The sequence below is a fragment of the Spirosoma sp. SC4-14 genome (assembly GCF_037201965.1).
Classification (GTDB): domain Bacteria; phylum Bacteroidota; class Bacteroidia; order Cytophagales; family Spirosomataceae; genus Spirosoma.
Genome location: NZ_CP147518.1, coordinates 6,114,463 through 6,135,289, shown reverse-complemented (window position 1 = coordinate 6,135,289; position 20,827 = coordinate 6,114,463). Strand labels below are relative to the sequence as shown.

The 20,827-nt window shown below is 49.9% G+C and carries 15 protein-coding genes; 6 read left to right on the top strand and 9 right to left on the bottom strand.

The window, feature by feature from the left end; translation table 11 throughout:
• Positions 1–12: 12 nt before the first annotated feature.
• The 8 genes from WBJ53_RS25135 to WBJ53_RS25100 all read right to left on the bottom strand — a co-directional run bounded on the left by WBJ53_RS25135 (position 13) and on the right by WBJ53_RS25100 (position 8,137).
• Positions 13–1,383: a type VI secretion system contractile sheath protein TssC gene (locus WBJ53_RS25135; protein ID WP_338871340.1), complete on the bottom strand. Its 1,371-nt coding sequence runs from the start codon at positions 1,381–1,383 to the stop codon at positions 13–15.
• A gap of 42 nt (positions 1,384–1,425) precedes the next feature.
• A complete protein-coding gene (locus WBJ53_RS25130; protein ID WP_338871338.1) occupies positions 1,426–1,875 on the bottom strand; it encodes a hypothetical protein in 450 nt (149 codons plus the stop codon).
• A gap of 110 nt (positions 1,876–1,985) precedes the next feature.
• Positions 1,986–2,378, bottom strand: coding sequence for a hypothetical protein (locus tag WBJ53_RS25125; protein ID WP_338871337.1), 393 nt, complete (start codon positions 2,376–2,378; stop codon positions 1,986–1,988).
• Positions 2,379–2,393: 15 nt separating this feature from the next.
• Positions 2,394–4,904, bottom strand: coding sequence for an ATP-dependent Clp protease ATP-binding subunit (locus tag WBJ53_RS25120; RefSeq protein WP_338871336.1), 2,511 nt, complete (start codon positions 4,902–4,904; stop codon positions 2,394–2,396).
• 211 nt (positions 4,905–5,115) lie between these two features.
• Entirely contained in the window at positions 5,116–5,643 is a 528-nt protein-coding gene (locus tag WBJ53_RS25115; RefSeq protein WP_338871335.1) for a hypothetical protein, read from the bottom strand.
• A gap of 39 nt (positions 5,644–5,682) precedes the next feature.
• A complete protein-coding gene (locus tag WBJ53_RS25110; RefSeq protein ID WP_338871334.1) occupies positions 5,683–6,129 on the bottom strand; it encodes a hypothetical protein in 447 nt (148 codons plus the stop codon).
• Positions 6,130–6,165: 36 nt separating this feature from the next.
• On the bottom strand, positions 6,166–7,320 hold the full coding sequence (locus tag WBJ53_RS25105; RefSeq protein ID WP_338871333.1) for a caspase family protein: 1,155 nt from the start codon (positions 7,318–7,320) through the stop codon (positions 6,166–6,168).
• Between the two features lie 28 nt (positions 7,321–7,348).
• Positions 7,349–8,137 (bottom strand): hypothetical protein, encoded by a 789-nt coding sequence (locus WBJ53_RS25100; protein WP_338871326.1) that lies wholly within the window; start codon positions 8,135–8,137, stop codon positions 7,349–7,351.
• A 681-nt stretch (positions 8,138–8,818) separates the two neighbouring features.
• On the opposite strand from WBJ53_RS25100, the gene WBJ53_RS25095 reads away from it, so the two are divergent.
• The 4 genes from WBJ53_RS25095 (at position 8,819) to WBJ53_RS25080 (ending at position 17,261) form a co-directional block, all read left to right on the top strand.
• Positions 8,819–13,894, top strand: coding sequence for a translocation/assembly module TamB domain-containing protein (locus WBJ53_RS25095; RefSeq protein WP_338871325.1), 5,076 nt, complete (start codon positions 8,819–8,821; stop codon positions 13,892–13,894).
• 6 nt (positions 13,895–13,900) lie between these two features.
• Positions 13,901–16,393 carry a BamA/TamA family outer membrane protein gene (locus WBJ53_RS25090; protein ID WP_338871323.1) on the top strand — a complete coding sequence of 831 codons (2,493 nt, stop codon included), beginning with the start codon at positions 13,901–13,903 and terminating at the stop codon, positions 16,391–16,393.
• Between the two features lie 72 nt (positions 16,394–16,465).
• Positions 16,466–17,059, top strand: a complete 594-nt coding sequence (locus WBJ53_RS25085) for an IS5 family transposase (protein WP_338871321.1) — start codon at positions 16,466–16,468, stop codon at positions 17,057–17,059.
• A complete protein-coding gene (locus tag WBJ53_RS25080) occupies positions 17,013–17,261 on the top strand; it encodes a hypothetical protein (RefSeq protein ID WP_338871319.1) in 249 nt (82 codons plus the stop codon). Before WBJ53_RS25085 ends, WBJ53_RS25080 begins: the two co-directional genes overlap by 47 nt.
• Positions 17,262–17,314: 53 nt before the next feature.
• Here the strand turns inward: WBJ53_RS25080 and WBJ53_RS25075 are convergent, their stop codons facing one another.
• Positions 17,315–18,028: an arylesterase gene (locus tag WBJ53_RS25075; RefSeq protein ID WP_338871317.1), complete on the bottom strand. Its 714-nt coding sequence runs from the start codon at positions 18,026–18,028 to the stop codon at positions 17,315–17,317.
• Between the two features lie 164 nt (positions 18,029–18,192).
• On the opposite strand from WBJ53_RS25075, the gene WBJ53_RS25070 reads away from it, so the two are divergent.
• Both WBJ53_RS25070 and WBJ53_RS25065 read left to right on the top strand, forming a co-directional pair.
• Positions 18,193–18,882 carry an ABC transporter ATP-binding protein gene (locus WBJ53_RS25070; protein ID WP_338871316.1) on the top strand — a complete coding sequence of 230 codons (690 nt, stop codon included), beginning with the start codon at positions 18,193–18,195 and terminating at the stop codon, positions 18,880–18,882.
• Positions 18,883–18,966: 84 nt separating this feature from the next.
• Complete coding sequence (locus tag WBJ53_RS25065) at positions 18,967–20,769, top strand: metallophosphoesterase family protein (RefSeq protein WP_338871314.1); 1,803 nt, start codon at positions 18,967–18,969, stop codon at positions 20,767–20,769.
• Positions 20,770–20,827 lie beyond the last annotated feature (58 nt).

Below are 20,827 nucleotides of genomic sequence, written 5' to 3'. Positions count from 1 at the left end.
ACCGTAAACCAATTATGCCTGCTCGACACCGCCTTTCCAGTCATTGGCATCGTCGCCTTTGGTGCCGTCGAGCTTGACGAGGAAGTTTTTGGCGGGGAAATAAGGCTTAATGTGGATGTCGAGGTGAATGCGGTCTTTTACGTTCTTGTCGCGTTCGAAGCGCAGAATTTTAAAGTCCTCGATGATTTTATCGGCGCCGGTAACGCTGTTGAGGAATTTCACAATCTGCGCGCGCAGGTCTTTCTCAGCATCGTAGGTCCAGTTTTCGAATGCCCGACGGTTCAGGAAGTCGATCAGCACTTTCATGATCCAGTCGAATACGCGAACAACCGAGTAGGTTTGCAACCCCTGATTGTCGCCGTTGAAGAGTGTTTTGGCCGAATAGGCCATCACCTTATTGTATTCATTGACCATGGGTACCAGGCCCAGTTTTTCGAGATTGGCGATTTCACTTTTTTTCATCTCAAATCGAACCCCATCGACCTCGTTAAGCGTGCCATGCTTACTTCCAGCCACGGGCTGCTGAAGCATGGTTTTATAGATCTTTCCGGCCAGAGCGGCAGAAGGCGGTACGTAGAGCGGTTCGTCTTCGCCCAGTTCGCTGAATGCTTCGCGACCTACCAGATAGTTGCAGGTCATCATTACGTTGGCTTTATAGGCATCAGCACTGGGCATGTCTTCGTCCTGCCAGAGTTCGAGCACATCGTCGGGCGAGTCGAGATGCCGGTAGTCCGTAATCATCATGACTTTATTCTCGTGAGCCAGCCGCGCCCATTTATCGACCACTTTTTTAGCGCCCAGATAGCCCGGAAGCACCATCAGCGAATAATTGCTGCGGAGGTCGAGCTTATCGTAATTCTGCCGCAGCTCGTTCGCGATTTCATCGAAAAACAGCGTGTTGTCCAGGTCCTGAATCTGCTCAGGGTCGGCGTTGACGATGGAGATGTTCTTGATTTTTTCGGTATCGGCATTTTTGTAGAAGAGCGCAACCGACCGGTAAGCCGTTTCGAGGTCTTTGGTTTCGTCGACGGCTTTTTTCAGATTTCGGCGCAGCGTTTCGGCGGCCGTTTCTGTTTTTTGTTCAGCTTCGCCAATCATGTCGGCAACATTCTCATGGGCATCGAGCAGGGCTGTCCATTCCTGTAGCCGTTTTTTGAGCAGCTTCCGATCTTTAGCCGAGCCTTTTTCGGTCAGGAAAATAGTCTTCCGGGCTTTTTTGGCCGGGTTCATATTCTGAGCCCCGTCGATGGTTGTTTCAACGAATTCGAAACCGCCAAATTTGGCCAGTTGCTGGCTGCTGTCGGTCAGGGTTTGAGCCGGGTTGGCTACTTTAACGCGTTCTTTTACGGCTTTGCCGTTTTCCAGTTTATCGGGTGCTTCCATGAAGAAAGTGCTTCGGTTTACAGTTTTTAGTTAAGCAGTCATTCATTGAGCATCTTCCAGCTCCTGCAACATGGCTCTGAGCGCCGTTATATACGATTCTTTCGCTGCCGGATCGGCCAGGATTTTTTGCAGTACTTTGTTCGATTTCAGTTGTTTGATGAACTTCTGATAATCGTCCTGCTGACTTTGCAGGTCCTGTAGAAACGGGCTCTGTGCCGTAATGCCTTTTTTGCCGAAGTCGCCCAGATTATTGAATCGTAAGGTTTCTTCTACGCCCGTATCTTCGGCATCGTTAAATTCAATATCAATCTCGGGTTTGAAACGGGCGAATACCGCATCGATGGTTTCGAGTTTTTCTTCGATTTTTGGCTTAAAAGGCGCGTCGGCTGTTAGTTTCTGTACCAGCAGCGTACGATTTTTCTGAATATCGGCGATTGCTTCGTTGGCGTCGTTGCCTTTTTTTTCCTGACCGCCAATGCCATAGTCCATCATAGAGAAGAGTGTTTAAATGTTTAATTGAGATCGTATCTATTGGTCGAAAACCTGACCGGCAGGGAAACGACGGTTGAGCAAACGGTAATTTGTTGGTGGATGCAGGCTACTCACACCCTCGGAATATCGTCGCATTCGAGAATGGCCGTTGCCGCCGGACAGCCATCGCCGTTGGAGTGGGCCATGAGCAGATACACGGTTTGGGCCGGTGGTGCAAAAACACTCAGCCGCTCGCCCGGACGGAGCGAAACCGATTTCAATACCTCCAGATCTTCAGAAACAGCAGCTATTTCAATCGTACATGATCCCGGATTATACAGGTTGCGGACGGGCAACTTCGCTTCAACGGGGCTTCTGAAGGAAGCCACTTTGTCGCCACACCGCCGGGTTATCCGAATTCGACCACCGGCAATGGGGGTATAATTTGGCTTGAAATCGCTAAGCGGAGCATAGTCGGGCAGCGAATACGTATCCGACGAATCGGTAAGTAATAAATCTTCCATGTTTCTGAACCGCGTTTATTGTGGTTGAAAACTTAGCTCACCAACCTCATTGATCGAAAGCATTAATGAACTTCCTTTGCCAATCTCGCCCGATACGATCATGCGGGAGAGTGGTCGGCGCAGACGGTTGCGGATAACCCCGCGCAGGGGTCGGGCTCCGTATTTGGGCGTGTAACCTTCCAGCGCGAGTTGCCGCCGGGCATCGTCGGTAATGGTGAGTGCGATGCCCTGTTTTTCCAGGGTTTTCATTAACGAATTGAGCTGAATGTTGAAAATGCTGATAATAGCTTCTTCCGAAATCGGCTGAAAGGGAATGATCTCGGTTAGGCGGCCCAGAAATTCGGGACGGAAATAGCGTCCCATAATTTCCAGCAGATCGTTCGATGCTGCTATTTCGCCCTGGGCCGCCTTTTCGACAACATAGTCGGAACCGATATTGGATGTGAATAGAATAATGGCATTGGAAAAATCGCCCTCGCGTCCTAGCCGGTCGTGGAGCATTCCTTCGTCGAGAATTTGCAGAAAAAGATCGAACACCGATGGGTGCGCTTTCTCAATTTCATCGAATAACACGACCGCAAAAGGTTGCTGACGAATTTTGGTGACCAGCAACCCTCCGTTTTCGTAGCCGACATAACCCGGAGGAGCACCGTAGAGCAAAGCTGCTGAATGTTCTTCCTTGAACTCCGACATATCGAACCGAATCAGTGCCCGCTCATCGTTGAACAGAAAATCGGCCATCGATTTTGCCAGTTCGGTTTTGCCCGTGCCCGTTGGCCCTGAGAAAAAGAACGAACCAATCGGCTGACCGGGCCGACTCAGACCAGAGCGATTTTCGAGAATGGCATCGGCAATGATCCTTACGGCATGATCCTGGCCAATAACGCGCTGGGTCAGATGCTCGTCCAGCGTGAGGAGTTTGTCGCGCTCTTTCGATTGAATTTTTCCGAGCGGAATACCCGTTCGGTTGGCCACAACGGCGGCTACTTCGGCTGGTTCAATGGTGTCGTGAATCTGTTCGCCCAGGGTTTCGATTTTGGTTAACACCATTGCCAGATGATCGGCCAGCGCATCGGGCAATTCAAACGAATCGGTTTGTAGCTCGTCTTCAACCTGCCCGAGCAAAACCGGACTCAGGCGGTTCTTCATCTGGCGTTCAAACCATCTAACGTTTGGTATATACGTTAATGGGTCGTTTGTTTCCGATGTAGATCGAATATCGGCTAATTCTGTACGTAGCCGATCGATTTCGGGTTTAGTTGTTTCGGTTGCCAGTTTCATGGCCGCCATTGTCCGGTCGATCAGGTCGATGGCGGCATCGGGTAGCCGCCGATCTTTCAGATACCGTTTGGCCAGGCGAACGGTTTCGGCAACGGTTGTGTCGGCTACTTTAATCTGGTGATGTTTTTCGAACAGTGGCAAAATGGTTTTCACCATTCGGGTCGCTGTTTGCTCATCGGGTTCGTCGACGCCAAGCACTTCGAAACGGCGGGCAAATGCTTCGTCTTTTTCGAGATATTTGCGGTATTCGTCGTTAGTGGTTGCACCAATAAGGGTTAGTTCGCCACGGGCTAACTCGGGTTTCAGCAGGTTTACAGTTCCCGAAGCTCCGCCATTGGGGTCCATCAGGATGTGAATTTCGTCGATGAACAACAACGCCCGGTCAAACTGCTTCAGATCGGCCAGGATACCTTTCAGCCGGTCTTCAATTTCGCCTTTGTAGGATGCTCCGGCAATCAATGATCCTAAATCGAGTTGAAATAACTGCGCATTTTTGAGGTGCGGAGGCACATTGCCTGCCACAATCTGCTGCGCGAGTCCTTCCACAAGGGCTGTTTTGCCTACGCCCGGCTCACCGGTGATAATTACGTTGGGTTTAAGCCTACGGCCTAGAATTTCGATCATCTGTCGGGTTTCGCGGTCGCGCCCAACAATCGGATCAAGTTTACCGTCGCGCGCCGACGCCGTTCGGTCGATGCAGAATTTGAAGAGTGTTTTGCCCGTTGCTGCTCCTTTGCTATCGGTTGTTGCCTGGCCATTGCTGGCCGTACCGTTGCTACCACCGGTTTGACCGCTTATGGCCTGCTGAAACCCAACATCGAGCAGGGCTTTTTCCAGCAACTGATTTTCGGTAAGCGGAAACGATTTAAGCTGGTCGCGTGTAAAGGCCACATCAGGCTTACACATAGCAATCAGAACGGCCAGTGGCGTCAGTTCGACTTCGCCCAGTTTCATTCGAACCACATCGGCCACTTCCATTAGTGCCCGTACCTGTGTATCGCCGGTAGGTTCTTCGGCAGGACGGGCCGATTTAGGATACGTTTCAACCCGAATATCGGCCCAGTCGCGGAGGTACGGAACATCGATGTCCCAAACGGTTAGCTGCGAGGCCAGCCCTACGTCGTTGTGTAGCAAACCTGTCAGCAGATGCCCCGGCGAGAACATCTGGTGTTGATGTTCCCGGGCAACTGACTGGGCAATGCTGACGGCACGTCGTAGTTCTTCGGTATAAGCAAGGGTTAGCATGGTCTGGACTGATTAGAAACGCCAAACTTGGAGTCAACTTACCGATTTGTTTTCCGTTGTGGCGGGTGGTTTGAGTGAATGGCGGATTCGATGAGTGAACGGCTGCACTTGTCTAACAGACAGATATTCGAGTCGTTATTAAGGAAACCTACCGCTTACACGATTTAGTTAGTCGGATAAGTGTTGTTCCCGGCAAACAGGAAACGCAACTTTATTTGACATAGGTGAGCCAGGTAATGGCGAGCACTAAATCAGTACCCAGCCTGTCGACCCGGAATATACCATAGCGCCCTTCATTGGTTTGAAAAGCAATGACCGTTCCGAGCCGAATCGGGATACTCGAGTCCGTAGCAATGGGATAATCGGTATAGGTTTGCTGAGTCAGTGTTGTATACAGAGTTGACGGTTGCCGGTCCAGAACAGACACGTCCAGCGTAGTGATGGTGAACTTAGCTCCATTGTGTGCGTAGAGATCGGCCCGCGACTTACCTGCATAGGTTTCAACATTCCAATAGAAATCGGCCGGAAGGGCTCCATCGTCGGTGATTTTACCGGCGTCCAGATCGTATCCCTTCAGTCCCGGAACGCTGACCTGGCCTTTTGAGAAAACGGTTTTGGAACCATCCGTGCCCGTTCCGGTACCTGACCCCGATGCAGTTGTTTTAGGCTCTACATTCCAGCGTGAGCAGGCTGCCAGTAGCAACCCAATTAATATGACAGTTACCGTTATCCTTTTCATGACGTTAAGATGTTATCTGGTCCGGCCGATTTTAGACGCTCATCGGCTATAGGTAATCCAGCTTATTTTGAGCGTATTGTCGGTAAAGCTGTAATTGCTGACGCGAAATGCGCCATAGCGACCCTGGTTGGTTATGTAGGCAATGGCATTGCTGTAGGTTCCTACGGTAATGGTTGAGGTCTTGAAATTCTGGTTCATCAGATCGAGATAGGGGATATTCCACGGATCGGGAACACTACTTTCTGCTATGGCCGCCCCATTGGTAGGGCTCACATAAAAGCTGGTCTGGTCGATGGCCCGCCAGTAGAAATCGGCATTCTCGCTTCCGTTTACGGCTCCCAGATCAAGGTCATACAATACATACGGCTTTGTATCCAGGTCACCTCTTGTTGCACTACTATAAAAATTTTTTGGCTCAACATTCCACTTTGAGCAACCCGAAAGCAGGATGCCGACAGTAAAAAGGAGGCAAATTGAATGTTTCATAACGATACCAATTGAGAACGGGTCAGCCTTCTGCTGCTATTTTCGCTGGAAATAGAAGTCGCCCGTTAGTGAGGTCGACTCCCAGGGTATTTGCCGGTTGTTCGACTGCTTTAGTACCTCAGCCCGAACCTGCTGAAAAAGCTGAATAATGGTCTGGTTGGGCGTTTGTAATGCTTTCAGCAACGCCGACGTATAGAGTCCGTTTCGCCCATTGCCGTCGGCGGCTGTTTTACCGGGTGCTGTGGCATAGGCAATCACCGATCCAATAGGTGCATCCATACTGGCGAGCCCATTATTATCGCCACCCCGGCTCCAGCTCCGGTCGAGTGGATTGTTGCGGCAGGCATCCAGCACCACAATGTTAGTGCGGGTGTGGGCATCTTCCATTTTGGTTAGAATTCGGTTGGCATCGAGGCATTCATATTCGATCTCATTTTTGCTTTCGGGCTGGGCATCTATCGGCACGAGGTAGTTATTGCCTTCGTTCTGAACACCATGACCAGCATAGTAGAATAACCCTACCTGATAGTCGCGCAGTTTTTCGCCAAACGTGTTGATGGCCTGTCGCATACCTTTGTTGTTGAGATCCGTATAGACCATTACATCGAATCCAAGCTTTTTAAGGGCTGTGGCCATGTCGTTTGCATCGTTTACGGGGTTGGGCAGTTTATTCGACCCCTGATAACTGGAATTCCCTATGATGAGCGCCAGGCGTTTTTCGAGTGCCAGAACGGGTGGTTTTTTATAAACCACGGTCAAATTAGAGGCAACTTCTCCTCCGCCCGTCAGGTAGGCCGTCAGGCGCAGCCGGTTTTCGCCTTCCTGCAACTGAACGGTCTGATTAAAACTTTGCTGACAATCTTTATCCCGCTCCACTTTCAGATCGCGGGGTAGTTGCTGGATTTTATCATTCAGTAATAAGCTGTAACGGGCAACGGATTTTGGTGTCGTAATACAGGCTTTGGCAATAAATGTTGGCGACGATACGGTTTGATCGGCTTCCATATCGCTCGTCCAGTCGATTCGCGACACGGTGGTTGTGGCTGCCGAACTGGTAAAAAACGGCATGGTGTTCAGCCGGGTGGTCGTGCTCTGAAAGGTAGCCACTGGCTGGCTTCCGGCTGGCGTTTGTTGTGCCATCGCCGAACGGGCTATCAGTGCCAGACAGATGAAGAATAGAAACGATTTCATGAGAATAATGGATAGATTGACCGTTCGACTAAAAGGTGCGACGCAAGCCAACACTGGTGATCCGATTAGCTGACTGAATCAGGAGTGAGGTTCGGGCTGCTTTCGGCTTCGCTACAACCATGTAGACAACATTGGCAATGGCAACGGCAGCTGCGGCTCCGGCCACGATGGTAAACGTGCTCTTGTTCTTGTTGATTTTGTCTCTGAGATCGTTGAAGTGTTGCAGGTCAGCCGCGTCGTCGGCATAGGGTTTGCTGTTGTATTCATCAACATCTTTGTTCAGCCCCAGAGCCAATACGGTTGCATAACCGGCTAGTCCGGCCGTTGCAACCCACCCAATAATGGGTAATGGCGATGTTTTGCGAACAACGCTGGCTGGTTCGGCAATGCGGTCGGTGGTGGGCCGGGGCGGAGTGGGGGTAGGCGATGTTTTTGCAGAAGGAGCTGCGGCTACCGACGTAGCCGGACTAGCCACGGTAACCATTCGGGCCACGCGCAGCAGCACCTTAACATCTTCGTTGATTCGGACATTGTCTCGAACAACATCCCAGGCGATCAATTTATTTTTGCCGGGTTTCAGCGCTTTTCCTACATCGCCATTAACACTAACCGGACGAATGATCCGCCCCGAAGCTGTTTCCAGCTCGATGTAAATGGAGTCGTCGGGCAAAACCTGAGGGAGTTCATATTCAATAATGACCTTGCGCACAACGGCGTCGGTTCGCAGCCGGATGTTGGTTGCCGAGGTTTGTGCGTGGGTTGGCAGATAGACCAGAATCGCCAAAATTGCGAGTAAAAGCTGGTAAAGAGGTTTCATGAGATAGCGTAAATTAATGGCCGATCGTATGAGACTGACGAAAAGCGTACTACTGCCCGTGCAGTTTATAGATGCGAAACAGCGGGCAATAACTGTTTAGTACGGTTCACTCATCCGAACATATTGCTATTGATCAGCAACGGGTAGTCTGAAAAAAGCGTACTAGTAAGAAACATACGCCCGATCAAGACATCAGAACAGGCTTGCTGTGATCCGTAAATCACCTAAATGGAAAGCTGGTTAACTCGTTCATCGTTAGTGTTTTTGGGGTAAATTCAGAGATGACAAAGCAAAGACATTTGTCGTGAATGCGGTATTGCTTTGAGCGTTCGGCTGGTTCACTTGAGTATTCGGTTAGTTTTGATCAGTAGGCTTCCAAATCGGATTTACCCGGTTAGTCGTAATTACGAACAGGGCAGGAAACATTCTTTTTGTTTGGTATGATATAGACTGCCTGGCCAGATAATTGATAGAGAAATAATGTTGGGCAACCCCTATGAAATAGTATTGGGTTGGCCGAATTCGGGTCTAACTATGCGGAATGTCTCGTGTTCATTCAGTAGCTTTGGCGCTTGCGAGTAACATATTTCCCCTCATAGAAGTTATAAAAGCATAAAGTGTCTTAGTATGTGATTGGCAGGACTGGCTGCCTCCTGACCGGAAACCCAATAATTGCGACGGATGTCTGTTTCCAAAACGCTTGTTCGTATTCTTCTTGGTTTGCTTGCGCTCATTCTATTGCTGGCAGGTTTTGTAGTGCTTGTTCTTACTACAACCTGGGGGCAGCAGTTTGTGACGAAGCAGGTCAATTCGTATCTGGCGCAGAAACTGCAATCGCCGTTTCATATTGGTCGAATTGGGTATTCGATTCCCGACTGGATTGAACTGGATGATGTGTTCTTTAAAACACCCAAGGGCGATACTTTGCTCAATGGGGGGCACATGCGCGTTGATCTTGATATGTGGGGATTGCTGAACAGCCGGGTGGCTATAAACCAGATTGAACTGGAGCACATTCAGGTAAATATCAAGCGTACGTTACCCGACACAACCTTCAACTTTCAGTACATCCTCAATGCTTTTGATTCGGGTTCGTCGGAACCCGAACCGGCCGATACGGTATCTAACCCGCTAGCCATTAACCTGAACCGGGTTATGCTTCGGGATGTGCGTATCAAATACCACGACGATGTTGTTGGGGCCGATGTGAATGCCTATGTCGATAGTTTACAGACCAACTTTAAGGAAATTGATCTCGACAAATCGAGGTATCACCTGTCGGACGTAAGGGCCGATGGACTGAATGTTTATACACGCCTGTATGAAGGATTACCCACACCACCCAGTCCGCCGAGCAAACCTGGTGATACACTCGATATTGGTCTTGGAAAATGGGCTGTAAATAAGGCCAAATGGGATGTACGTGTCGAAACGGCTGATTTTCGAACGCAGGGAACTATTGGCAAACTGGCTATGGAGACAAATTATTTTTATCTCGATGGCGAAAAAATCAGTATCAAATCCCTCGACCTGGCGAATGCCGATATTGCCGCCGTGCTGACAAAGCCAGCCAATCCGGCAAAACCAGCCTCAACAACAACGGCAGCTCCATCGGGCGAAGCAGGCTGGCAGGCCAAACTGACCAATGTTCGCTTTGCCAACAACCGCATTCGCTTCGACGACGAAACTGCACCCCGCCAGAAGCAGGGCCTCGATTATGGCCATTTAGATCTGCAAAATCTGGGTATCGACGGCAAATTCCTGAGTTATGCCGACATGGGCAGCAAAGGCCAGCGGATCAGCGGTCAGCTTCGAAATGGTCGTTTCCGGTCGACGAGCGGCTTCGTGCTCCAAAGCCTGAATGGCGATATTGTCTATACTGATACTACCACCACGCTGACCCGACTGTTTATTCAGACGCCGACCTCGCTGATTCGCGATCAGGTAGTGTTGCGCTACGATTCGCTGGGGCAACTGAGCGATCCGCGTTTTGCGAAACGGGTGAGCGTTCGGGTAAACCTGCGCCAGAGCCGGTTGTCGGTGAATGATGTGTTGCAGTTGGCGCCGTTCCTGGCCGATACGCCACCATTTGCGGGTAATCAGGGGGGCGTATTCAAAGCCGATGTGCAGGCTGTTGGTACACTGGCGGCTTTGACTATACCCCGGTTTGAGTTCGATATGCTGTCGGGTACCCGAATTGTGGCCAGTGGTAAGTTAACGAACGTAACTGATACCGAACATCTGGGTGTCGATATGAACGTGAAGGAAGCGACCACTCAGCTAGCCGATATAAACAAACTGGCTCCTAAAGGGTCGATTCCGTCGTCTATTGCTTTACCCCCAGATCTGCGGCTTACGGGGCAGATAAAAGGTCAGTTAAATGATCTGATTCTGGATGCGAAATTAAACACCGAATGGGGAACGGCCGCGTTCGATGGGCGTTTGGCAGGTTTTGTTACGGGTAAAAACCAAACTTACAAAGGGGCGCTCGATCTGAATGAATTCGATGCTGGAAAGTGGCTGAAACAGGAAGGAACGGTTGGTAAAATAACCGGTCGGGCAACGGTCGATGGACGCGGTATCGATGTCAATACCCTCACCACTCAATTTGCGCTGAATGTTCAGTCGGCCGATCTGAACGGCTATCGGTATCAGAATCTGAATGCCGGGGGGACTCTGGCGAACGGTAATCTGGCCATTAAGGGGGCGCTGAACGATCCGAATGCGAGCCTGAATCTGGACGCGAAAGTTGGGTTGAAGGGTGATTTTCCGAGTGTGGTTGGCGAAACGGTTATTAATGAACTGAATCTACAGCAACTGAAACTCTATAAGGACCCACTTTCAATAAAAGGCAAGATAGAACTAAATATGGTTTCTACCGATCCGGCCAAACCAGTCGGTACGGTAGAAGTGCAGGATGGGGTCTTAACGCTGGACGGGAAAAACTATCCGGTCGATTCGCTCTATGCCCGACTAACGGCTAATGAGCAGACGAAGGGCGTTGTGGCACAGGTTCCGGGGGCGCGGCTAAACCTGAATGGGCAGTTCGAGTATGCGCAGCTATATGACATCATTGCTGGCGAAATCAGCAAATACATTGCCTTGCCTTCTTTGAGCTATAAGGCTATACCGCCACCCCATGCCTTCACAATGAATCTGAAAGCCTACCAGAACCCGTTGCTACAGGCGTTTGTGCCAGCCCTAACCAGGCTGGATACCGTTCGGCTGAATGCTTATCTGGACAATACCCGCGATACAACCCTGTCGGCCACCCTCCGAACGGGAGACATCGTATACGATACCACTACCGTGAAAGGGAGCACTATGGCCATTCGGGGCGTAGGCAATCAGTTGCTGATTAATGGACGGGTAAACGAAATTCTATATAATGACCTGACTATTCATGAAACTGACCTGACTGCTTCGGCCAGTAATAACCGGCTCCGGTTTTCGGTCATTAACAAAGATTCCATCAATCAGAATCTGCATGGGTTGGCCGGTACGCTTAGCATAATCGATTCCAGCTACCGATTCCAGTTTGCCCGCAACGGTTTGCTAACCAATTACCAGCACTGGCAAACCGATACCAGCGGATTTGCCCAGTATGGAAACGATGGAGTGTTGATCAATAACCTGCATATTGAACAGGGCGATCAGTCGCTCGAAATAAACAGTACCGAACAGTATGGCAATGCGCCTATTCGGGTAACGGCCCGGGCCATTGAAGTTGCCAATCTGGCCCGGTTGGCCAATCAGGATACTACGCTGGCCAGTGGTCAATTGAATGGAACCGTTATTGTGCGCGATTATATGGGTCAGGACAGCAACCTGTCGTTTATTGGCTCTGTGTATGTCGATAGTTTGCAGGTGATGCAGAAACCGCTGGGCAACCTGACGGCCCGGTTCAGCAACAGCTCCGATGGCCGAATCAGTGTGAATACGACTCTGGAAGGCCCTTACAACGACGCCAGCGTTACGGGATTTTATAACCCAAACAATGCGAAGGAAGCCCTCGATCTGGCCATTAACCTCAAACGGCTCGATGCCCGAACAATAGAAGCGTTTAGTTTTGGCGAATTGCGGCAGGCAAAAGGAAAACTGGTTGGCCAATTTAGTGTGGCAGGAGCAACCGACAATCCGAAAATGAATGGAAGCATTGCCTTCGATTCTGTTGCCTTCAACATAAAACAACTCAATGCAACCTATCGGATCGATCAGGATAAGCTGGTATTTTCGGGGCAAACCATTACCCTGAATAATTTTAATGTACGCGATACGCTGGGCCGGACACTAACAACCGACGGTACCGTTGTGCTTAAAAATCTGCCCGATGTAGCCTACGATCTTCGGATTCGGGCTAATGGTTTTCAGGTACTGAATGCATCCCGGAAAGACAACGACTATGCCTACGGGCAGGCGTCGATCAGTGCCGATGTGCGGGTTAAAGGTACGGGCAGTAGCCCATCCATTAACGGTACCGTAAAACTTGAAGATGGGAGTAAAGTGGCGGTCGTATTGCCCGATGAGTCGCTGGATGTGAGCGCATCGCGGGAGGTGATCACCTTTGTCGATCATAACGATTCACTGGCGATTGCCAAATACCTCTATAAACCCAAAAAAGACACCGTTGCTACTCCGCGTCTGGAATTTGAGCAGCTTAGTAATGCTACTATTTCACTCGATCTGGAGGCCGACGAAAAATCGGAACTCACCATTGTGGTCGATGAACTGAACGGCGATTACCTCCGGGCGCGGGGTAATGCACAGCTCAATGTATCCATGAACGCGGCTGGCCAACTGTCGGTGTTAGGTCGCTATGATGTTACAGAAGGGGAGTATTCGCTGACCTACGAAGTGCTGAAACGCCAGTTTAAGATTCAGAAAGGAAGCTACATTCAGTTTACGGGCGACCCACTTAAGGCCGATATGAACATTACGGCGGTTTATCAGGTGTCGACCTCACCGTCTGATCTGGTTGGCAGCGAATCGCCTGACTTATCACCGGCGGCTCTGAATCGGAAATTGCCTTTTAATGTTGCCCTTACGATGAGTGGCAATCTGGCGTCACCAAAACTGGATTTCGACATTCGCCAGCCCGATGTTGATGAGGCCAACAGCGCGGCTGCATCGAGTGCGTTTGGCTCTGCTATTGAGAACAAGTTAAAAACACTTCGTCAGGATCAGTCATTGATGAACAAACAGGTCTTTGCCTTGTTGATTCTAAACCGATTCTTACCCGAAAATACATCTGATTTCTTCTCTGGGTCGAACAGCGGAGGGTTGAATACGCAGGCCGAAGGAATTGCCCGAAGTAGCGTAAGTAAGCTGATTTCGGATCAGTTGGGCCGACTGGCTTCGGGTATTCTAAAAGGCTTCGACGTCGACTTTAACCTGCTCTCGCAGACGGGTAGTGCCAACACGGGTGGAACCACCAACGGTGCCCGAACCGATCTGAACGTGGGGTTGTCGAAGAGTTTTCTGGAAGGGCGTCTGACCGTATCGGTCGGCCGGAATTTTGTACTGGAAAATACAGCTAATGCGGCTACCCGTAATCCCAATGAAGTATTCGATAACGTATCGCTCAACTACAACCTCTCGCGCGATGGACGTTATGTGTTGCGGGGCTATCGGCGTAACGACTATCAGGCTGTGCTGGATGGCTATATCATTGAAACTGGGGTTGGGTTTGTAATCACGGTCGATTATAATACTCTGTCCGACATTCTGCATCGGTCGTCTGCCTCAACGCTGAATTGATTTGCTATGACCTATTTATTCGTACTCATTACTGGGTGTATTGTTTGTTTTATTCTGGTGGGTAAAGAGGCTGTCAGGGTTCTGAAGCTGTTTTTTACCATCAGCATAAAATTACCTGACCAGCTACTGAACACACGAGGGCGCAGTTCATCGATTCTGACAGGTTTTGTTTGCCTGGTTCTGATAGGCCTGCTCAATGCCTGTAATATTGGGAAACATCTGCCCGCTAATGAGCGACTCTATGCCGGAACCGATATTACCATGAAACCCGATTCGGGCGTTGCCGAGGACGATCAGAAGGCTATGAAAGAACAGTTGGCTACCCTGGCTCGTCCGAAACCCAACAAACAATTATTTGGCTTTCCGTATAAAGTAGGCCTGTATTATCTGTTCGGAGAGCCTAAGAAACCGAAAGGATTTCGGGCCTGGTTTCGGCGTAAATTTGGTGAGGAACCTGTGTTGGCCAGTGCCCGGGCTATTTCGGCTAACATCCCTGTTTGGCAGGCTACGCTGGAAAATGAGGGTTATTTTGGCTCGACCGTAACCGGCTCATTGAAAGAAAGTGGCTACAAAGCGCGGGGCGAGTATGAAGTGCAGATGAAGCAACGCTTTTATATCGATTCTGTGGCTTTTCTGGTCGATTCGACACCGGTAAAGCAGGCTCTGCATCTGGCGGCCCGCCGGACGATTCTGAAGAAAGGCGATCCGTATCGGTTCGATAACATTAAACTCGAACGCGAACGAATCAGCCAGATTGTTAAGCAGCGCGGCTTTTATTATTTCCTGCCCGACTACGTTGCCATTCTGGCCGATAACGACTCTGTTAATCATAAGACTGATCTCTATTTTGCCATCAAGCCCGATATGCCTGCGGCTGCGGGGGTGCCTTATTCGATTCGGAACGTATTTATTTATCCGAACTATAAACTCTCAACTGCCCGGCAGGATACGAACCGGCGACGGGCATATGAAAGCAAAGATGATTTTCAGATCGTTGACTCTTCCCGACGATTCGACCCGCGATTATTCCGTGATATTGTTGCTGTAAAACCAGGGCGCAAATACAACAGCCGGGCGCAGGATCTGACCCTGTCGCGGTTTATTAACCTGGGGGCTTTCAAGTTTGTGCGGAACCGCTTCGATCCTGATCAACAGGGCGATTCGGCCGTGCTTGACGTACATTACTACCTGACGCCTTACCCATCCAAATCAATGCGGCTGGAACTGGATGGAACATCGCGTTCCAACAACTTCAATGGTACGCAGGTCATTGCCAGCTGGCGCAACCGAAATGCGCTCAAACGAGCCGAACTGTTAACCATTAACACCAATGCCGGGATCGAATTTCAGGTGGGTACTGGCGAGAAAGAGAACGTAACCAACTACCGATTTGGGGCCGATGCGCAACTGAGTTTCCCGCGGCTGGTAAGTCCGGTGCGCTTCAACTACGACCGGCGACAGGCATTGCCCAAAACCAACATAACATTGGGATATCAGACCATCATCCGTGGTGGACTTTACCGGATCAATTCGGCGCAAACTACCTTTGGCTATGCCTGGCGACAGAATCAGCAGGTCGAACACGTTTTCCAGCCGTTTAACATTAACTACGTGTTTGTGCCACAGGACAAGATTGGCGATCGGGTCTATGAAATTCTGCTTGATACAGCCGTACTCGCTGTTGTGAAAAACCAATATATCAATACGGTTTTCCGGTCCGATCAGCTTATTCTGAGTTCACTCTATTCATTTAATTATAACTCGTCTCCCCGAACAAATTCGCCTACTACTTTTCGACTAACTACTAATGCCGAAATAGCTGGTAATCTGGCTAGTCTTTTCTTTCATAAGGTTGGTACTAATGATGAACGAAAAGTAATATTTGGTGTCCCCTATGCGCAGTACCTGCGTCTGGATGCCGATGCCCGCTTATACCGCCGTCTGTCGCCGAAAGTGACCTGGGCAAACCGGCTGTTTGTTGGCGTAGGTATAACATATGGTAATTATAAAGGCTATCAGCTACCATTTACCAAACAGTATTTTGTGGGCGGTAGCAATAGCGTGCGGGCGTTTCGGCCTCGTGCTATTGGTCCTGGTTTATTTACGCGGGATACGATTCGAAATGTTCCGCTCTTTCAGGATGGGGGTGGTGATGTGAAACTGGAAGCCAACACCGAAATTCGGGCTAAGTTTACCAAGTATCTCGAAGGGGCTGTGTTTGTCGATGCCGGAAACGTCTGGACCTATTCGAATACAGGCGTTTTTGGTGAAGGGGCACAGTTTCACCCTGACTTTTACAAACAGATTGCTATTGGGATGGGTATCGGTCTGCGCATCGATTTATCGTACTTCCTGGTTCGTTTCGATCTGGCAACGCCCCTCCGCAAACCGTATAAAACCAATGGCAACGAGTGGGTAATTGACCAGATGAATTTTGGCGATTCCGAATGGCGAAAGCAGAATCTGGTCTTTAATATCGCTGTTGGCTATCCGTTTTAACGTGAGAAGTTGTTGGGGAATTGAGAAAGGCTGGTAGTCGAGTCAACTTTGTATCGACCAAGAAACAAATGTATGACTTCTCAGTGGCAACCACTGACCGACTACCAGTGGGCAACAATATCGCCTTTTTTTGATCTTCAGCGCAAGCGTAAACATGATCTTCGACAAATGGTAGATGCGATTTTATGGCTGCTCCGTACAGGATGTCAGTGGCGAAATCTGCCCCCTGACTGGCCCCATTGGCAAGCTGTTTACTATTACTTTGAGCAGTGGAAGGCTAAGGGCACCTTCGAGCAAATGAATGCGGCCTTAAACCAACTGGATCGAGTCAACGCCAATCGAGAAGCCTACCCCTCGGCGTTATGTATTGATTCACAATCGGTTAAGCTATCACCAATGATTGACAGCTACCGCGGTACCGACCCACACAAACGCGTTAATGGGCGCAAACGAACTTTCGTCGTTGATACTCAAGGCCGACTCTGGGTGGCGGATGTAGATGCGGCCAATCAAGCCGATGGCCCACTCGCTAAACAACTTATTGAATCGATACTTTGGCGTGCAGGCGACCGGCTGGAAAAGATTTTTGGCGACCAAGCGTACAATGGAGTGTTTGGGCGTGAGCTGGCTAAGTGGAGTATCGAACGCTCCGGCGTCCCGGTTTGAAAAAGCCTCCCGGCCTGAATCAGCGCGTGGTTTTGTGCCGGTAGCCAAACGCTGGGTGGTGGAGCGCAGCATTGCCTGGACGAATTATTTCCGGCGGATCGCTAAGGATTATGAGCATACAGTATCTTCTTCGGTCAGTTGGCTCTATCTGGCCAATAGTCAGATCATGTTACAACGAATCGAGACGTTTTACCAAATGTAATTCCCCAACGCACTCTAAAAGGTTTTCGAAACCTTTTAGGTTTATTTCTCACGTTACTTCAATACCGGTCGTAATACGTTCCAGACGGTTTCGGCTACAATCTTGTGTCCTTCGGGCGTGGGGTGAATACCATCGGGTTGGTTGAGTTTTGGAATGCCGCCAACACCTTCGAGCAGAAATGGAATCAGCACCAGTTTATTCTTGTCGGCAAGTTCTTTAAATAAGCCCTTGAACTCGCGTGTGTAATCGGTGCCCATGTTGGGCGGAATCTGCATACCGGCCAGCACAAGGGTAGCCTGCGGACTTTTAGCCCGTACCGTGTCGATAATGGCCTGTAGGTTTTCGCGGGTCGATTTGAGCGGAATGCCACGCAGCCCATCGTTGCCGCCCAACTCCAGCACAAACACGGCTACCGGCTGGCGCATTACCCAACTGATGCGGCTTTTGCCACCAGCCGTGGTTTCGCCACTAAGTCCGGCATTTACTACCTGATAGTTCAAACCCGCAGAATCGATTTTCTGACCTACCAGCGCCGGAAACGCCTGCGCTGGCTCAACGCCATAACCAGCCGTCAGGCTATTGCCGTAGAAGAGGACTATTGGTTTTTTAGCGGTCGTTGCCGGACGGCTGGCCCTAGCCTCAGCCGTGTCGGAACCCGTTTTCGATTCGGTTTTAGTGTCGGATGAGCCGCAGCTCCACGCCGTTAAGAAGAGCATTAGGCCGCTTATCAAAGAATACGCTGTTTGGCGAAAGTCGAAGAACTTCATTGGTTATATGGTCGTTACGCTTGAAATGCGAATTGTCATTTGTCATTGGCAATTAGTTATTGGAAATAAACCAATGACTAATAACGCCGAAGGCAAATGACCAATGACTAATTTATGCTGTAAATCTCCATTATCTCTTTGTTTAGAACAACCTTTTTGGTTTCATGAGTATTCTGCGCGTCGAAAATCTTACAAAAACCTATCAAAGTGGCGGCCGGGAACTGACGGTGCTGCATGGGGTTAACTTTACGCTCGAACCGGGCGACACGTTTTCAATCGTTGGGCCGTCGGGGAGCGGCAAAACAACGTTGCTCGGGCTTTGTGCCGGACTGGACCGGGCTTCGTCGGGGAGTGTTTATCTGAACGATATTCGACTCGATACGCTGTCGGAAGACGAACGGGCAGCTATTCGGAACCAGCATGTCGGTTTTATTTTTCAGAATTTTCAGTTGCTGCCGACGCTTACGGCTCTCGAAAACGTAATGGTGCCGATGGAGCTTCGTGGCGAAAAAGGCGTTCAGAAAACCGCACAGGCATTGCTGGAACGGGTTGGTCTGGGCCAGCGTGGTCACCATTATCCAACTCAACTCTCCGGGGGCGAACAGCAACGGGTGTCGCTGGCTCGGGCGTTTGCCAATCGACCCAAACTGCTGTTTGCCGATGAGCCTACCGGCAATCTCGACGCCGACACAAGCGCGACCGTAATTGATCTGTTATTCGAACTGAACCGCGAAGCCGGTACTACACTCGTACTCGTGACGCACGATCTGGATTTGGCCGCCCGGACGCAGCGGGTTATTCGGATTAAAGGAGGAACCGTTGTTTCGGATACCCAACTGGCGAATAGTATTTAATGCCAGTTCGCCGGTAGTATTATCAGGTATGAATAGTTCAGATGGCTATTCGTAGCAGATAAATGACTTACCGACAGATCATTCATGAAACATTCTCCTTTTTTTTCAATGGTTCTCTCCGGGTTTATCCTGACCATGAGTGTAATATCCTGTAATGTGGCATCGCAGAAGCAACAACCAGATATAACATCCGTGAAAAGCGTGATGGATGGAGCTGTTACCCGACTCTATGAAACGCTTAAACCCGAGCAGCTCGATACCATCGGTCAGAATTATGTGCTGCAGTTTTTGAGCGAACCCGAAAAAAAAATAATGGCCACAAAGTATCTGACTTTCGATGTGAACGTACCTGTAGTTGTTTCGCTCATGCGTCATACCGATCAGAAAACGCTCCCGTTCTGGCTGGAAGGTAGCGGCTTTCGGAAAACGGATATGGTCGTCAAAAATGAAGAATACACCTATGAGGTATGGCAGAAAGCGTTCGATGCCGGAAAGATAGAGTTGGGTATCAATGGGTTCGACAAGCATCGGCCGGTTTATTTTATCAGTGTAGGGCCTCAGAAAGCGGTCGATAAGGTGAACGTTTCAAACGTTTATCCAACTTTTCAAACCCTCGATACACTCCAGAAAGGAGCTTTTACCTATCACGACTGGAGCGACCTGACGCTGACCGAAGTACCGGAAGCACTACGGGGGCAGATTCTGGTGCAGACGATTCGGGGGCGGGCCCGCGAAGCTCATCTGATTGAAGCCTTCCGCAAAACCGTAGAACCATCTCAACCCAAACCCGACCAGATTCTGCTGACCTGGAGCGGAAACCCGGCCACTACGCAGGATATTCAGTGGCGAACATCGGCTACGGTGCCCAATGGCAGGGTGCAGTATTGGCTAAACGGTACTGCCGATACGCTGTCGTCTTCGGCATCGGTGTTTCGGATGGAAGATCGGTTGTTGCAGAATGATCGGTACGTAAACCGATTTACAGCCCGGCTAACTGGTCTGAAACCGGGTTCAACCTACACCTATCGAGCTGGGTCGGAAAGCGGTAGCTGGTCGATACCGGCTAGCTTTAAAACCCAGTCGTCGAGCCCGGATGGATTTTCGTTCATCTGGTTTGGTGATACGCATAAATCGCCCGACTGGGGAAGCATGGCCCGGAAGACAATCGACCGCCATCCCGAAATTGCGTTCTATTCCATTGCCGGAGATCTGGTTAGTACGGGGCTGCATCGCAACGAGTGGGATGAGCTATGGCAGCATTCGGGGTCTATTTTTCAGTATAAACCCCTGATGCCCATTCCCGGTAATCACGATAGTCAGGATGGATTAGGAGCCTGGATGTATCAGGAAATGTTCAGTCTGCCGAAAAATGGGCCGCAAACCCCGGAGGTGCCCACCGAACAGACCTATGCCTTTACGTACCAGAATGCTTTGTTTCTGATGATCGATGCTACGTCGCCCATCGAAGCACAAACCGACTGGATCAGGCAACAACTGGCCCAGTCGAAAGCCGACTGGAAATTTGCGTTTTTTCATTTCCCGCCATACAATTTCGAGGAAGATTATACCGACATACGGAAAGAGTGGTGTCGTTTGTTCGATCAATATCATGTGGACATGGTCATGAGTGGTCACGTGCATTATTATCTGCGAACGAAGCCGATGTATGCCGAAAAACCAGTGGTTTCGCCCGCCAAAGGCACCATTTACACCATTTCGATTGGTATTCCGAGCGAACACGAGATGTGGCCCGACGAAGCATATGCGCAGGTCCGCTATAAGAACGGCCCTTTCTATCAGCACATGAAAATAGACGGTAAAACACTGATTTACAAGGTTTACGATAAAGAGGGCGTGGTGAAAGATGAACTGAAAATTGAAAAATAAAAAATGGTGGATTGGATATTGGCGTACACAGCCCTAAAAGGTTTTCGAAACCTTTTAG